11 protein-coding genes are annotated in these 16,439 nt (G+C 73.2%); 9 read left to right on the forward strand and 2 right to left on the reverse strand.

Features of this window, described 5'->3' with window-relative positions; translation table 11 throughout:
* Positions 1–20: 20 nt before the first annotated feature.
* Positions 21–647 carry a hypothetical protein gene (locus ACZ4U4_RS04695; protein ID WP_467868996.1) on the forward strand — a complete coding sequence of 209 codons (627 nt, stop codon included), beginning with the start codon at positions 21–23 and terminating at the stop codon, positions 645–647.
* 197 nt (positions 648–844) lie between these two features.
* On the opposite strand, the gene ACZ4U4_RS04700 is transcribed toward ACZ4U4_RS04695, so the two are convergent.
* A complete protein-coding gene (locus ACZ4U4_RS04700; RefSeq protein WP_467868997.1) occupies positions 845–1,534 on the reverse strand; it encodes a hypothetical protein in 690 nt (229 codons plus the stop codon).
* 630 nt (positions 1,535–2,164) lie between these two features.
* On the opposite strand from ACZ4U4_RS04700, the gene ACZ4U4_RS04705 reads away from it, so the two are divergent.
* From ACZ4U4_RS04705 to ACZ4U4_RS04740, 8 genes are all read left to right on the forward strand, one after another.
* A complete protein-coding gene (locus tag ACZ4U4_RS04705) occupies positions 2,165–4,324 on the forward strand; it encodes a RecQ family ATP-dependent DNA helicase (RefSeq protein WP_467868998.1) in 2,160 nt (719 codons plus the stop codon).
* Positions 4,325–4,917: 593 nt separating this feature from the next.
* On the forward strand, positions 4,918–6,675 hold the full coding sequence (locus tag ACZ4U4_RS04710) for a DUF4192 domain-containing protein (protein ID WP_467868999.1): 1,758 nt from the start codon (positions 4,918–4,920) through the stop codon (positions 6,673–6,675).
* A 214-nt stretch (positions 6,676–6,889) separates the two neighbouring features.
* The gene (locus ACZ4U4_RS04715) at positions 6,890–8,890 is read left to right on the forward strand and encodes a glycogen debranching N-terminal domain-containing protein (RefSeq protein WP_467869000.1); all 2,001 of its coding nucleotides are present in this window, start codon (positions 6,890–6,892) and stop codon (positions 8,888–8,890) included.
* Positions 8,891–8,939: 49 nt separating this feature from the next.
* Positions 8,940–9,704: an NUDIX hydrolase gene (locus ACZ4U4_RS04720; RefSeq protein WP_467869001.1), complete on the forward strand. Its 765-nt coding sequence runs from the start codon at positions 8,940–8,942 to the stop codon at positions 9,702–9,704.
* 157 nt (positions 9,705–9,861) lie between these two features.
* Positions 9,862–11,871, forward strand: coding sequence for an ATP-binding cassette domain-containing protein (locus ACZ4U4_RS04725; protein ID WP_467869002.1), 2,010 nt, complete (start codon positions 9,862–9,864; stop codon positions 11,869–11,871).
* A gap of 120 nt (positions 11,872–11,991) precedes the next feature.
* Positions 11,992–12,963: a FadR/GntR family transcriptional regulator gene (locus tag ACZ4U4_RS04730; protein WP_467869003.1), complete on the forward strand. Its 972-nt coding sequence runs from the start codon at positions 11,992–11,994 to the stop codon at positions 12,961–12,963.
* Positions 12,964–13,355: 392 nt separating this feature from the next.
* A complete protein-coding gene (locus tag ACZ4U4_RS04735) occupies positions 13,356–14,903 on the forward strand; it encodes an RNA polymerase sigma factor (protein WP_467869004.1) in 1,548 nt (515 codons plus the stop codon).
* A gap of 131 nt (positions 14,904–15,034) precedes the next feature.
* Entirely contained in the window at positions 15,035–15,844 is an 810-nt protein-coding gene (locus ACZ4U4_RS04740; RefSeq protein WP_467869005.1) for a serine protease, read from the forward strand.
* A gap of 124 nt (positions 15,845–15,968) precedes the next feature.
* On the opposite strand, the gene ACZ4U4_RS04745 is transcribed toward ACZ4U4_RS04740, so the two are convergent.
* The gene (locus ACZ4U4_RS04745; protein ID WP_391641079.1) at positions 15,969–16,199 is read right to left on the reverse strand and encodes a DUF7455 domain-containing protein; all 231 of its coding nucleotides are present in this window, start codon (positions 16,197–16,199) and stop codon (positions 15,969–15,971) included.
* Positions 16,200–16,439 lie beyond the last annotated feature (240 nt).

Consider the following 16,439-nt stretch of genomic DNA (forward strand, 5'->3'; position numbering starts at 1 on the left):
CGTTTGATAGATATCCCTTCATGCCTCTCATCCCCGAGGAGCCTCAGATTCACGAGAGTGTCCCGGGTCCCCGCGCAACTCCGGCCGCCGGCCGCACCGCGCCGACCCCCCGCCCCGTTCCCGGCCCCCGCCCCGCGCCTGCGCGCGGACCCCACGCGGCCGGAATCCGTCCGGGCAAGCCCGGTCCGCCCGCACCGCCGCGGGCGCCCGTCACGGCCCCGCCCGCACAGCGCACCGGCCCCCGCCCCGCGGCGGCCACCGACGCCCAGCTCCAGCTGATCCCGGCCCCCGCCGACGGCGCCCTGGACGCCGCCGACGAGGCCGTCGACCTGCTGCTGGACTCCGGTCGCGCACCGAGCGACATCCTGGTGCTCACGACCGGTGACCCGCACCCCTGGGCCGCCCACGAGCTGTCCTTCGGCGAGGCGTCCTACTGGGCGCAGTACGACGCCGCGGAGGACGTGTTCTACGCGGACGCCGCCGCCACCCGGCCCGCCGGACGGCCCGTCGTGGTCGTCGCGGTCAACGGCGGTACCGACGAGACCACGGCACGGGCCCTGCCCGCCGCCCTGGCGCGCGCCGGTGCACTGCTGATCGTCTGCGGCGACCCGCAGCGGATCAACGCCGTGCTCGGCACGTCCGCCTGACCGGTCCCGCACGCAGCGGCCCGCCGGCCATCAGGCCGGTCGGGCCCGCACGCGTACCCGGAGGCGGCCCCGGGGCGCACGGTGCGGCCACGGGCGCGGCGAGGCACGGACCGCGAGCCGTGCGCCGCCCGCCGCCGTGCTTCCCCGGTGCACCCGGGGGCGGCGGCTCCGCTTCCGAAGCGGCCCGCCCCGCCGCCTCAACTCCCGCTCGCGGCAACGCTCCTGTGCCCCCGGCCGCCCGCCGGAGCCTCGGACTCCGGCAGCCGTCGGGGCCGCTCCACGCCGTCGGCGGACCGCCGCGCCCCGCCCGGCCGCCGGGCCGCCTCCGTACGGGGCCGCTCGCCGTCCGCCGTGACCGCGGTGCGTCCGCCCGGCCGCCGTCCGCCGCGCTCCTCGCCCAGCACCTGCCAGCGCTCGCCGTTCATCATGAGGTACGCCCCGCACCGCAGCCCGTGCAATGTGCACGCATCCCGCAGCCCCCACATCCAGGCGCCGTCCGTCTCCGTCCACCGCAGCTCCCCCGCGCGGCAGTACACGAGCACCGCCGTGCGTACCGGGACCCGCAACCGCAGATCGTGCGGCACGATCCGCCGTAGCTGCACCAGCAGGGCGTGCCGGAACCGCCAGCCGTCTGGGTCGGCGGTGGCGAGCGTGAACGACGCGCTCGCCCGCACCCGCTGATCCGGGTCGAGCACCGCGACCACCGCGGTGGCGAGCGCCGGGGCGTGCCGCTCGTGCAACCCGTTGACCAGCTCACGAGGGGTGCGCAGCAGCGGAATCCCGGCCGTGGCCCACTCGTCCGGCTCCAGCACCCGGCGGCGCCGCACGGCCGGGTCGGCGGACGCGGGCCGGGACACGGGTGTGCGCGGGGCATCGGCGAAATCCACGGTCCTCCCTTCGGCCGCGCGTCCCGTCGGCGGGACATATAGGGCGCGTGACTCCACGGCGCCCCGGCATGCACGGCCGGGTACGCGGAAGCGGCACCGGCCCCGCACGGGCGCGGGGTACCCCACACGCGCGCACTCCCGCCTCACCGATGGCGCTGCCTCCATCCTTCCCGCCACCGCCCCGCCCGACGCCCTGGCACTCCGTCCGCATGCGGCCTGCACGGGCCCTTTCCGGCCGCGGGCGTACGGGGCGTATCGCGCGGGCGGATGGGGGCTCACTGCGTGGCGCCCTGCGGACCGGCACGCGCTCGGCGGCGTCGCGCTCGACTGGGCCGACGGCCGACCCGCTGCGGCCGCGGGACGCGCCGCGGCGCCCCCGGACCGGGCCTCCTATGGGGGCGGACCCCCAATTTCGTCTGTGTGCCGAGTACCGCGCCACGACTTTGGGCCGTTCCGGCGAGCCCGAGCCTTGCGTCTCTGACCTGCGTGAACAACCTGGTTCGGGAAGCGCGGATCCGTCTGCTCGGACGTCCGGCGACGCCGCTGCCGGACGGCGGAGGTGGGTGCGGGCGGCCTCCGCGGCGGTGGGCGGTTCGCTGTTTGTCAGTGGCGTGCGGTTGCATGGAGGGCATGAACGAACAGGAGCTGCGTGCCGAAGCCGACGCCATCCTCGCCGAGCTGGTCGGCGACCCGGGAGGCCCGGCGACGCTGCGGGAGGACCAGTGGCAGGCGGTGGCCGCCCTGGTGGTCGAGCGCCGCCGTGCACTGGTCGTGCAGCGCACCGGCTGGGGCAAGTCGGCGGTGTACTTCGTCGCCACCGCGCTGCTGCGCCGCCGCGGCTCCGGCCCGACGGTGATCATCTCGCCGCTGCTGGCACTGATGCGCAACCAGGTCGAGTCCGCCGCCCGCGCCGGAATCCAGGCGCGGACGATCAACTCCGCCAACCCGGAGGAGTGGGACGCCATCCACGAGGAGGTCGAGCGCGGCGACGTCGACGTCCTCCTGGTCAGCCCGGAGCGCCTCAACTCCGTCGACTTCCGCGAACGGATGCTGCCGAAGCTCGCGGCCACCACCGGCCTGCTCGTGGTGGACGAGGCGCACTGCATCTCCGACTGGGGCCACGACTTCCGCCCGGACTACCGCAGGCTGCGCACCATGCTCGCGGAACTCTCCCCGGGCGTCCCCGTCCTCGCCACCACCGCCACCGCCAACGCCCGGGTCACGGCGGACGTCGCCGAGCAGCTCGGCACGGGCGCGGGGGAGGCGCTGGTGTTGCGCGGCACCCTGGAGCGGGAGAGCCTGCGGCTCGGCGTGGTCCGGCTGCCGGACGCCGCACACCGGCTGGCCTGGCTCGCCGACCACCTCGACGAACTGCCGGGCTCCGGAATCGTCTACACCCTCACCGTCTCGGCCGCCGAGGAGGTCACCGCCTACCTGCAGGGCCGCGGCTTCCCCGTCGCCTCCTACACCGGCCGCACCGAGAACGCCGACCGCCAGCAGGCCGAGACCGACCTGATCGACAACCGCGTCAAGGCGCTGGTCGCGACATCCGCGCTGGGCATGGGGTTCGACAAGCCCGACCTCGGCTTCGTGATCCACCTCGGCTCGCCGTCCTCGCCCATCTCCTACTACCAGCAGGTGGGCCGCGCGGGCCGCGGCGTCGCACACGCCGATGTCCTGCTGCTGCCCGGCAAGGAGGACGAGGCCATCTGGCGCTACTTCGCCGAGGTCGCCTTCCCGCCCGAGTCCCAGGTCCGCCAGACCCTCGCCGCCCTCGGCGACGCCGGCCGCCCGCTGTCCGTACCCGCCCTGGAGGCCCAGGTCGACCTGCGGCGCAACAGGCTGGAGATGATGCTGAAGGTGCTGGACGTGGACGGCGCGGTCCGGCGCATGAAGGGCGGCTGGACGGCCACCGGCGCCGACTGGGTGTACGACGCCGAGCGGTACGCCTGGGTCGCTCGGCAACGCGCCGCCGAACAGCAGGCGATGCGCGACTACGTCAGCACCTCCCGGTGCCGGATGGAGTTCCTGCGCCGCCAGCTGGACGATGAGGGAGCCGCCCCCTGCGGCCGCTGCGACAACTGCGCGGGGGAGTGGGCCCACTCCACGGTCTCCCCGGCGGCGCTGGCTGGCGCCACGGGCGAACTGGACCGCCCGGGCGTGGCGGTCGAGCCCCGCCGCATGTGGCCGACGGGCATGGCCGCCCTGGGCATCGACCTCAAGGGCCGCATCCCGGCACAGGAACAGTGCGCCCCTGGGCGGGCCTTGGGCCGCCTCTCGGACATCGGCTGGGGCAACCGCCTGCGCCCGCTGCTGGCCGAGCAGGCCCCCGACGGCCCCGTTCCGGACGATGTCCTCCAGGCCGCGGTGGCGGTCCTCGGCGACTGGGCCCGCTCCCCGGGCGGCTGGGCCTCGAAGGCCCCGGACGCCGCCGCCCGCCCGGTGGGCGTCGTCGCCGTCCCGTCCGTCAGCCGCCCCCGGCTCGTCCACTCCCTCGCCGAGGGCATCGCCCGCATCGGACGCCTCCCCCTCCTCGGCTCCCTCGCCCACACCGAGGAGAGCACCGGCCACCGGAGCCACCGAAGCAACTCCGCACAGCGCCTCCAGGCCCTCTCCGCTGCTTTCACCGTCCCCGGCGAACTGGCCGACGGCCTCGCCCGCACACCGGGCCCGGTCCTGCTCGTGGACGACTACACCGACTCCGGCTGGACCCTCGCCGTCGCCGCCCGCCTCCTGCAACGGGCGGGCACGGAGCGGGTGCTGCCGCTGGTGCTCGCTGCGGCGGGGTGAGCGGGCGGGGGCTGCCTGGCCCTGGCTGAACGGTGCGATGGCGCGGGCTGCTCCTTGGCGGAAGGCGGGGCGCGGTCGTTGCGTTCCGGCGCAGCGGTTTGGCTTACGGCCGCTGGCCGCTGGCCGCTGGCCGCTGGCCGCTGACCGGCTGCTCTGGCCTTCGTCGGGGACGGGGTGTCGCCGTGCCGGGATGGTGAGGGCGGGCCGGGGGCGACGCTCCTGGCGGTGTTGTGCCGGGCGCCTGCCACGTCTACGGGGGAGACCGCCCGGCGTCTGCGTCCGCGTCTTCCGCACCGTACGGGTGTGGGGCGACAGCTCTCGGCCCTCCTGGTGCAGGAGGCGCCGGAGCTGCGGACGCCCTCCGCCGCTATAACAACCACCGGCGCCCCTCAGAGCCGCGCCCGGCCTCTCGGGGCGCGCCCGACGTAACGGCGACTCGCCGCATCCGCCCTGCCCGGGCCCTGGAATGCGCCGTGTGCCCACGGCTCGCGCCCCGGGGCTCGCCCCTGCCGCGGTACCTGTGGATATCTCCGTCACCCGAGGGTTGTCCACAGGGGTCGCGGCGCAGCGGACAGGCGCGGGATCTTCGAGCCATGAACCAGCACAGCGAACGGCCTCACGACCCGAACCGCACCGGCGAGCCGCACCCCCGCACAGGTACGTCCGCCTCCTCCGGGCGCCCGGAGGAGGCGCCCACGGCCGCCGCACCGGCCCCCACGCGGCCACCGGCTCCGACGATTCCCGCGCCCCGCCCGCCCCTCTCCGCAAAGTCCCAGGAACCCGACTCATCCCCGCAGGAGCCCGTCCGCCCCGACGTCGGGGCCACCCGTGTCACAGGGCCACAAGATCCCGCCCCCACCGAGCGAACCGAGGCGTCCCGCCCCGGCGCGACTGGCCACACCGACCTCTCCCTGCCCGCGAACCTCTTCCTCCCGACCGGCCCCGTTCCGGACAACCAGGACCCGGACGCCACCGGCCCGGCGGCCGCCACCACACCCGGCGCCGCCGCACCCGAGGGAAACCACACCGCCGACCCCGACTCCGAGCCCGAACAGCAGGTCACCCTGCGCGACGCCGCCGATCTCGCCGACGCCCTGCCGTATCTGATGGGTTTCTATCCCGACGACAGCATCGTCCTGGTGGGACTCCACGGCCCCCGCGGACGGTTCGGCGCCCGGGCCAGGCTCGGCATCCCGGCCGACCCGGAGCAGTGGCCCGACGTCGCCGACCAACTCGCTTCCTGCCTCATCACCACCGCCGACGACCGCGGCGTCCGGCCCGCGGGCATGCTGATCTTCCTCTGCCAGGAGCCGAAAAACGGCGAACGCGGCCAGGACGTCACCCGGCGACTGCGGCCCCTCGCCCAACGCCTGCGCATCGCCTGCGGCGCCCTCGACGTCCCCGTACTCGAAGCACTCTGCCTCTCCAACAACCGCTACTGGTCCTACTGCTGTCCCAACTACCGCTGCTGCCCCGCCGACGGAAAGCCCATGGTCATGCCCGGCACCTCGGTCATGGCGGCCGCTGCCGCGTACGCGGGCATGCAGGTGCGCGGTTCCCTCAAGGAGATGGAGGCCCGCCTCACCCCACGCACCGGTCCCCGCGCCGCCGAACAGGTCAAGGCGCTCGACACCGCGGTCAGCCGGTTCCTGCCCCGGATGCTCCACGCCAATGGCGCCCGGGCCGTCCGCCAGGACACCCTCGACCGGGCAGCCGCCATGATCCACCGCTTCCGGGAGGACACCCCCACCGGAAGCAACCGGGCCCGCGACGCCTGCGACGACACCCTCCTCACCGACACCGAAGCCGCCGAACTCATCCTCGGCCTCCAGGACCGCCTCACCCGGGACCGGGCCGCCGAATGGCTGGAAGGCCCCTCCGCCGCGGCCGCCCTCCGCCTCTGGCGCGCCCTTGCCCGCCGCTGCGCGGGCGCCTACCTCGAACACTCCGTCGCCCCGCTGACCCTCGCCGGATGGGTCGCCTGGTCCACGGACGACCAACCCTCCGCCCGCGTCGCCCTCAGCCGCGCCCTGGGCATCGACCCCGACTACGTCTTCGCCCAGCTCCTGCACCGCGGCATCAACGAGGGCCTCGATCCCGAACCGTTGCGCCGCTGCCTGAGGAGCGAACGAGAGGAGCGCGAAGCACGAGCGGCCCGCACGACGGGCGGCTCCCGCGACGCGGCGGCCGCCACCCGCACCGCACCGGCCACTGGCACCGGTCCCGCCACCGCACGCTCCCGCCGCGCACCGGCCGGCCGTCCCAGCACGCCCCGGGGCAGCTCCGGCCCGCCCGGCACCCGTCCCGAAGCCCGCCGCACCCGACGTGGTGGTGACCGGAGCCGCAGGTGATCCAGGAATGCGGTGCGGCCGGCGTGACCTGCACGCCGGCCGCACCGTTCAGGTGGGTGGCGTCAACAGCCGTCCGCACCGGTACCACCAAGGAGCACCACCCGTGCCAGGCATCGAACACTCCACCCCACCGACCCCACGCGCCCCCGGAACACCCCGCCCTGCCCCGCCCCGCGTCCCACGACCCCAGCCTCTCCACGCCTCGCTGATCTCCGTGGCGCTGCCCCATCTCGCGATCTCCCCGCCTGACGGCCAGCTCAGAGGAGAGAACGCCGACGGCTGCTACCGCGATGGCCGTCGCATACTCTCCCGCTGCGAACTGCGCGCCGGAGCGGGCGAACCCGTCATCCTCCAGAGCAAGCAGCCCGCGGCGGATCACACCCGATTCCTCGGCACCGTGCGCCTGACCGGCGACCGCAGCCCCGATCCCGACATCCGCCTCGAACGGCTACGCCGCGCCGACGGCAGCGAACGCCTCACCTTCCGCAGCAGCGCCTCGCGCCCCGTCCGGCTCCCCGTCGATCTCCGGCTCGGCACCGACCTCGCCGAACTCGGCGCCGCGGCCACCGGCCTGCCCGGACCGGACCTGCGCCCCGCCGTCCACGGAGCGGGCCTGCGCTGGTCCGGCCCCGGGGCGCACGCCGCGGTCACCACGACCCCCGCTCCCGACGACGCCCTCGCCTCCGCCGGCCTCCTGCGCTGGGAACTCGACATCCCACCCGGCGGCAGCCGCACCATCGACCTCCGCCTCACCCTGGAACTCACCCCGTCCGGCGGCCCGGACACCCGCACCGCGCCCGACAGCCCCCACCCCGGCCCGGAGCTCCGGGGCCCGTACGCCGCACCTCGACCCGCCGGCCCGCGGCTGCGCACCGCACGGCCGCAACGTCTGTGGGCGGCCCGCCTGGAATGCGACGACCCCCGTGCCGACGTCCTCTTCGCCACCTCCCTCGACGATCTTCACGGCCTCCTGACCCGCGACCCCGGCACCCCCGCCGACCTCTACACCGCAGGCGGCATCCCCTGGCGCCCCGGCCTCTCACCGGCCGAAGCCCTCTGGTCCGCCCGCATGCTCCTGCCTCTCGGCACCCACCTCGCCGCCGGTACGCTCCGCCTCCTCGCCCGCACCCAGCACACCGGACCGGGACCGGACTCCGGGCGCCTCCCCGGCCCCCTCCGCGACGCCGGACCGCACGCCCCACCCAGCTGCGCCGGCACCGAAGCCACCCTGCTCTTCCCCACCGTCCTCGCCGAGGCACGCCGCTGGGGCCTGCCCGACCACGAGACCGAGCACCTGCTGCCCACCGCCGCACGCTGCCTGGACTGGCTCCTCCGCACCTCCGCCACCGGTCGCCCGCCCTACATCCCCGACCCCGCCCCGTCGGGCCCGTACCGCTGTGAAACCCAGGCACACGCCCACCGCGCCGCACTCCTCGGCGCCGACCTCCTCGACGCGTACGGCCAACCCCGCGCAGACGACCTGCGGGAATGGGCGGCCGACCTCCGCACCCACTTCCGTACCGACTTCTGGCACGAGGACCGCTACGGCGGCCGTCCCGCCGCCCTGATCACCCCTCAGGGCCGTCTCCTGGCACACCTAGGAGCCACCACCGGGCACCTCCTCGACACCGGTCTGCTCGGCGGCGGCCGGTATGCCCCGGGTCTCCTCGACCCCGTCCGCACGGCCCAGCTTGCTGCCCTCCTGGCCGGCCCCGCCATGGACACCGGCTGGGGCCTGCGCAGCCTGAGCGCCAAGGAGAAGGGCCACAACCCGTTCGGGCACCGCAGCGGAGCGGTACGTCCCCACGAAACCGCGGTCACTGCCGCCGGACTGGCCGTCACCGGCCACGAACCCGCCGCGAACGCCCTGCTCAAGGGCGTCCTCGATGCATCGGAGAGCTTCGGCCACCGACTTCCCGAGATGTACGCGGGGGAGCAGCGCACCGCCGGAGCCACGCCCGTGCCCCACCCGGCGGCCTGCCGTCCCGCCTCCGTCGCAGCGGCCGGAGCCGTCCACCTCCTGCTGGCCCGCGCCGGTCTGCGCCCCGACGTCCCCGGCGGCACCCTCACCCTCCGCCCCGTGGGCAGCGCCCCGCTCGGCGCGCTCCAGTTCACCGGCCTCCGCGCCGCCGGACAATCCCTCGCCGTACGGATCAGCCGCCTCGGCATGGGCATGGTGGAGGAGGCCGCCGATGGCTTGCAGCTGAAGTCCTGATCTGGCGCGACGGCCTGTTTATCGTCAGGCGGACGACTATGATCACGACATGCCTCCCTACGACCCGTCGGCCTTCCCGCCCTTCGCCGTCACCGTCGATCTGGTCGTGCTCACCGTGCGCCGCCACTCCCTCTGCGCCCTGGCCGTGCGCCGTGGTGAGCCGCCGTTCCAGGGGCGATGGGCGCTGCCCGGCGGCTTCGTCCGCGCCGACGAAGACCTGGCGGGCGCCGCGGCCCGGGAGCTTGCCGAGGAGACGGGTCTGCACGCCCATGACCCGGCCGACCCCACCGCCCCGTACGGCGCGCATCTGGAACAGCTCGCCACCTACGGTGCCCCGAAGCGCGACCCCCGGATGCGGGTGGTGAGCGTCGCCCACCTGGTGCTCGCCCCCGACCTGCCCGCCCCGCGGGCCGGCGGCGACGCCCACGGCGCCCGCTGGGCACCGGTCGAATCCTTCCTCGACCAGGAGCCCACGAACGCACCCGAGGAGGAGGCCCCGGCCCCGCTCGCCTTCGACCACGCCCAGATCCTCGAAGACGGTGTGGAACGCGCCCGCTCCAAGATCGAGTACTCCTCGCTCGCCACCGCGTTCTGCCCCCAGGAGTTCACGGTCGGCGAGCTGCGCCGCGTCTACGAAGCGGTCTGGGGCGTCGCCCTGGACCCCCGCAACTTCCACCGCAAGGTCACCGGAACCCCCGGGTTCCTCGTCCCGACCGGCGGTACGACGACCCGTCAGGGCGGCCGCCCGGCACAGCTGTTCCGTGCAGGCGGCGCCACCCTGCTCAACCCGCCGATGCTGCGCCCCGAGGCTTGATCTCCCCGGCGGGCGCGCTCGCGGCATCACCGTGACACGGCACGGCACCTCACTCGGTAATTACGAGTAAATAGGACATATAGGGTTACCTTGGCGGAGTGAGCCCCTTCGTGCCCTCCACCCCGTCCGACCGGTCTCACGCCCCGCGAGGGACGCGATGATCCAGGCCATCGGGCTGACCAGCGACCCCCGCGGCGAACACCCGCCCGCCGTCAACGACCTGACCTTCGACGCCCGACCAGGAAACGTCACCGTCCTGCTCGGCCCCGCCGCGTCAGGAAAGACCACTGTGCTGAGGCTGATGCTCCAACTCCAGTCCGGTCGCGGCGTCGCCCTCTTCCGCGGACGCGCACTGCACCGGGTTCCCAACCCTCCACGCGAAATCGGCGTCGTCCTCGGCGACGTCCCCGGCGACCCGTCGCGGACTGTCATCGGTCACCTGCGTCTCCTCAGCGCGGCAGTCGGCGTACCCACCGGCCACGCCGACGACGTCCTGGACCTCGTCGGCCTCACCGGCCTCGCCGACAAACAGCTCGGTGACCTCTCCCGAGGCATGGACCGACGCCTCGCCCTGGCCGCCGCCCTCCTCGGAGACCCTCACACCCTCGTCCTCGACGAACCCGCCGACGGCCTGCAACCACGCGACACCGCCTGGCTCCACGGACTGCTACGCGGCTACGCGGCCCAAGGTGGCACCGTTCTCGTCACCTCGCGCCACTCCCGCGAAGCCGCCCGCAACGCCGACCGCGTCATCACTCTCGACGACGGTCACCTCGCCGCCGACCAGGACGCGGCGACCTTCGCCCGCACCCGTATGCGCCCCCGCGTCGTCGTCCGTTCCCCGCACGCCGATCGCCTCGCGGCGGTGCTCACCGACGAATCACAACGCGCGCACCATGCCTCGGACCCTGCCATCGGCCGCGGCATCGAAGTCGTCCGCGAGAGCGGTAGTCGCCTCGCGGTGTACGGCAGCGACTGCGCCGCAGTCGGCGAAACAGCCTTCCGTCACCGGGTGCTGGTGCACCAACTCGCCGACGAGTCAGGCGACAGCGGCCTCGTCGAACCGCTCCACCGAGCAGATGGTCGACAATCTCATGCAGCGACTGCGTCTCCCGATGCAGCCGACGTGTCTGACCACGTCACTGTCACCGAACCCGCATCCGTAGCCGCAACCCTCAATATCGATATGCCGACATCCCGTGTTGGCGACATGGCGCCATCCCCAGCCAGCGACTGTCGCCACACACCCCCTGTCACCCCCACCATCGCCCCCGACGACCTCACCGACACCCTCACCCTCCCCGTCATCACCGCATCCGTGCCCGCCCCAACTCCCCGCCCCGCACATCCCCCCAGGGCCGCCTCCTCCCCCCAACTGCAGATCCCTCGCCTACCAGGCCCCGGCCCCGCCTGGCCCCTGCGCTACGAAGTCCGCCGCACGGTGAGCGACCGCACCGTCGCCCTGGTCGCTGTCATCTCCCTTCTGGCGTCGCTGGTGCCGGCGCTCCTCCTGGCGCGTCACGGCGCCGCTCCCTTGTCGCGCGTGTTGAGCGGATGGCCGCGCCAACTTCCGTTCCCGCCTGCTGCGCTCGGTGCAGGGATGGTCGGATCGCTGGCGTTCGGGCAGGAGTTCCGCTTCCCCGCGCTGGCTCATGAACGCGGTGCCGTTCCCCGCAGACTGGGGCTGTTGGTCGCGAAGCTGGTGGTCAGCGGAGCCTGCGCGCTACTGCTCGGCGTGGTCGTCCTTCTGGCCGACGAGGCGGTCGTGCGGCTGGTGTTCGGGGTCGACGGGCTGGGCGGGCTCCCCGACGTCCCGGTTTTCGTGGTCGGTTGGGCGGGGCTGCTGGTCGGCTGCGCCTGGGCGGGCGTGCTCGCCGCCGGGCTGTTCCGTTCCACAGCAATGGGGTTGGCGGCGGTGCTCGCCGTCCCGGTGCTCGTCGTTCCGGCCCTGCGGTACGTGCTGGCCGAGCAGGCGGGCCGTTCGCTGGCGGGGCTCACCGCGAGGCTGCGGGCTTCGGGTCCCGTTCGGTGGCCGTCCGGATTCGATCACGGCGCCTCCGTTGTCGTGCGTTGGGTGACTCAACCCGTAGGTGGCGCACTGGCGTTGTCCGTCGCCGCGCTGGTCTGCGCTTATGGCCTGACGGTGCTCCGGAGTCGGGTGCGCTGACCGTCGCGTACGGGTGTGGCGTGTGCCCCTGGGGCGCTCGCTGTCCACAACTCGCCCTGGAGCGCGCATTTCTTTCCGATAAAGCGTCAATTATGAGGTACCGGGCGATCACCCTTTCGTGTGCTTTTCACCAAAGACCTCAAGGGTGTTCGGGACGCCGCCGACAAAGGATGCGTGAGTACCCTTGCGCACACCATGATGACCGCGGCTCGCCCCGCCGATGCCGGCCACGCAGGCCCGGGCGAGCTCGACCGCTACCCCTACGGCACCGCCGTCAACAGTGCCCCGGACCGCGTCGCACCGGCGTGGGACGGCGCCGAGGCCGACATCGCCCGCGCCGGCCGGCGCACCGCCAGCAGCCGTGGCCGGGGCCTGCACGGCCAACTCGTCCAGCAGCTCGGGCAGATGATCGTTTCCGGCGATCTCGGCGCCGACCGTCCACTTGTCCCCGAGGAGATCGGCCAGCGATTCGAGGTCTCCCGCACCGTCGTCCGTGAGTCGCTGCGGGTGCTGGAGGCCAAGGGGCTCGTCAGCGCACGCCCCAACGTGGGCACCCGGGTGCGCCCTGTGAGCGACTGGAACCTCCTCGACCCCGACATCATCGAATGGCGCGCCTACGGGCCGCAGCGCGACGCCCAGCGCCGGGAGCTGTGCGAGCTGCGCTGGACCATCGAGCCGCTCGCCGCCCGCCTCGCCGCCGGGCAGGGGCGCGAGGACGTCCAGCAGCGGCTCGCCGACATGGTCGACGTCATGGGGCACGCCGCGGCCCAGGGCGACACCATGAATTTCGCCCGCGCCGACGCCGAATTCCACGCCCTGCTGCTCCAGCTCGCCGGCAACCGCATGCTCGACCACCTCTCCGGCATCGTCTCCTCCGCCCTCCACGTCTCCGGCGGCCCGTCGGGCGGCTGCGAGCGACCGGCCGAGACCTCCGTCGGCCAGCACATGCGGATCGTCGACGCCATCGCCGCCGGGGACGCCGCGGCCGCCGAGGGCGCCATGCGCCAGCTCCTCGCCGCCCACGGCGAGAGCGGCGGCCAGGCATCCGGGGCGCCCGCGGACCACGTCGTGCCCGCCCCTCGCGAGCACTGACGGCGCCACCTCCCGCGCACCCGCCACGGACCCGGAGGCGGTCGGTCCGGCGGCGCGCATCCCGAAGGCCGGGGCGCCGCACGGCAGCGCGACCGCAGCCCGCCGGATCCGGGCGTCATCCGGATCCGGCGGCGGGCTTCGGCAGGGTTGCATGCCATACGACGGGGAATGTGTCGTTATGAGGTGTGACTCGGGCCACGCGGATTGGGCGTAACGCTCGTCGGGGGAGCGCGATGACTTAAGAGGTGATAGCCGAGGAGGGAATACGGGCGGCGTCGGTGACGCTGTTCAACTCCCCGGTTACCCCTGCGCCGCCGGCCATCCCCTCCGGCGGTCGTCGGCTCCGATCCACACAGGACGGGGTCGGAAGCCGTTTCCATCGTTCCGAGAGGTTGTTCGTGTCGGCCAGCACATCCCGTACGCTCCCGCCGGAGATCGCCGAGTCCGAGTCTGTGATGGCGCTCATCGAGCGGGGAAAGGCTGATGGGCAGATCGCCGGCGATGACGTGCGTCGGGCCTTCGAGGCTGACCAGATTCCGCCAACCCAGTGGAAGAACGTTCTGCGCAGCCTCAACCAGATCCTCGACGAGGAGGGTGTGACGCTGATGGTCAGTGCCGCAGAGGCGCCCAAGCGCACCCGCAAGAGCGTCGCAGCGAAGAGTCCGGCGAAGCGCACCGCCACCAAGACCGTCGCGGCCAAGACCGCTGCGGTGAAGAAGACCACCACGGCCGCCTCCCTGGGGGACGCGTCCGCCGAGGCGGAGTCCGCGCCTGCCAAGAAGGCTGTGGCCAAGAAGACCGCGGCCAAGAAGACGACCGCCAAGAAGACGGCGGCCAAGAAGACGACCGCCAAGAAGACGGCGGCCAAGAAGGACGTCGACGAGCTGCTCGACGACGAGGTGACCGAGGAGACCGCGGCGCCCGGCAAGGGCGATGCGCCCGAGGCCGCCGAAGGTGCCGAGGCCGCCGGTTTCGTCCTGTCCGACGACGACGAGGACGACGCGCCCGCGCAGCAGGTCGCCGCGGCCGGCGCCACCGCCGACCCCGTCAAGGACTACCTCAAGCAGATCGGCAAGGTCCCGCTCCTCAACGCCGAGCAGGAGGTCGAGCTCGCCAAGCGCATCGAGGCCGGCCTGTTCGCCGAGGACAAGCTGGCCACCGAGGAGAAGATCGCTCCCAAGCTCAAGCGTGAGCTGGAGATCATCGCCCTGGACGGCCGCCGGGCCAAGAACCACCTCCTGGAGGCCAACCTCCGTCTGGTCGTCTCCCTGGCCAAGCGGTACACCGGCCGCGGGATGCTCTTCCTGGACCTCATCCAGGAGGGCAACCTCGGTCTGATCCGTGCGGTCGAGAAGTTCGACTACACCAAGGGCTACAAGTTCTCGACCTACGCGACGTGGTGGATCCGCCAGGCCATCACCCGCGCCATGGCCGACCAGGCCCGGACGATCCGTATCCCCGTCCACATGGTCGAGGTCATCAACAAGCTCGCGCGCGTCCAGCGCCAGATGCTCCAGGACCTGGGCCGCGAGCCCACCCCGGAGGAGCTGGCCAAGGAGCTCGACATGACCCCCGAGAAGGTCATCGAGGTCCAGAAGTACGGCCGTGAGCCCATCTCGCTGCACACCCCGCTGGGCGAGGACGGCGACAGCGAGTTCGGTGACCTGATCGAGGACTCCGAGGCGGTCGTCCCGGCCGACGCGGTCAGCTTCACGCTCCTGCAGGAGCAGCTGCACTCGGTGCTGGACACCCTCTCCGAGCGCGAGGCCGGTGTCGTCTCGATGCGCTTCGGCCTCACCGACGGCCAGCCGAAGACGCTGGACGAGATCGGCAAGGTCTACGGCGTCACGCGTGAGCGGATCCGTCAGATCGAGTCCAAGACCATGTCGAAGCTGCGTCACCCGTCGCGCTCCCAGGTGCTGCGCGACTACCTCGACTAGCGGACACGGCAATACGGTTTCTGCGGGCCCGGCCCCCTTCGAGGGGCCGGGCCCGCGGCCGTCCGGGTGCGCAACGCATCCGTTTGGGTCACGCTGGGTGGGCGATCACTGCCTCGGAGTCAGGAGTCCGTATGCGCCCGATCTTCCGCGCCGTACCCGGAGCCCTCGCCATGGTCCTCGCTGCACCGTCCTTGGCCGTGGCCGACGCATCGGTGGTCGGGGGACAGCCCGTACAGGTCGTGGAGAGCCCCTGGGTGGTGGCTCTCGCCTCCCAGAACCGCTTCGGCAAGCAACGGTCCGGTCAGTTCTGCGGCGGCGTCCTGGTCGGCCGCTCAACGGTGGTGACCGCCGCGCACTGCCTGAGCACCCAGGTGCTGGGGATGCCCTGGCAGCAGGTCCGCGACCTGCGCGTGCTCGTGGGGCGTGAAGATCTCGCCGGCACCGGGGGACAGGCGCTGAAACCGGCCAAGGTATGGGTCAATCCGCACTACGACAGCCGGACGAACGCCGGGGACATGGCGGTCCTCACCCTGCCGAGCCCCGTCACCAACCGGGCTATCCCGATCGCCCCCGAGGGCTCCGGGGCCTACGACGAGGGCACCTCCGCCGTGGTGTACGGCTGGGGCGACACCACGGGCCGGGGCGCCTACGCGACGCATCTACGGTCCGCGGCGGTGAACATCCTGTCCGACGACGCGTGCACCCGTGCCTACCCGGGCACCGCCGACGGGGCGTACCACGCCGCCACGATGCTCTGTGCGGGTGAACCGCAAGGGGGCCGAGACGCCTGTCAGGGGGACTCCGGCGGTCCGCTGGTCGTCGAGGGGCGCCTGGTGGGGCTGGTGTCGTGGGGCGCCGGCTGCGGGGAGCCCGGGAGCCCCGGGGTCTACACGCGGGCGTCCGCGCTGGTCCCGGCCGTCGAGCTGCACGGCGCGGGCTGAGGGCCGCCTGGCGCGGCCGGGAGCGGGAAAACACGAGTGCGGGCGGTCTCCCCGGTGATACCCGGGGTGACCGCCCGCCGCACGGCCTGGGCCGCTACTCGCTCGTCGTCGTGGATGCGATGTGTCAGCGTTCCTCATCGGGCGCAGACGCCGGAGGGGCGGTCAGCCGCTCCGTCTCGTCCTGTATTTCCGCGGCGATCTTCTTGAGTTCTGGCTCGAACTTGCGACCGTGGTGGGCGCAGAAGAGCAGTTCTCCGCCGGACATCAGGACGACGCGCAGGTATGCCTGGGCGCCGCAGCGGTCGCAGCGGTCAGCGGCCGTCAGCGGGCTCGCGGGTGTCAGAACAGTAGTCACGTCGCCTCTTCTCTAGCTCGACGAGCTGTCGTACCAGGGTCAACATCCAACCAGGCCGAAAACGTTCCCGCTCGTGCCTTTTCCTCGAAAAAAATCTTCGAGAGGTTGGCCGGGTGCTGCCGGGTGGCGGCGAATGAGCCGTATTGCTTGGTGGTTCGATCACGGTTGCTGGGTGTGTCCTCCCGGCTGGCTTGCCGGTCGTTGATGAGGACGTGCCCGGAGCCTAAATGGTTCATGCCT

The organism is Streptomyces sp. NPDC029159, assembly GCF_055564055.1.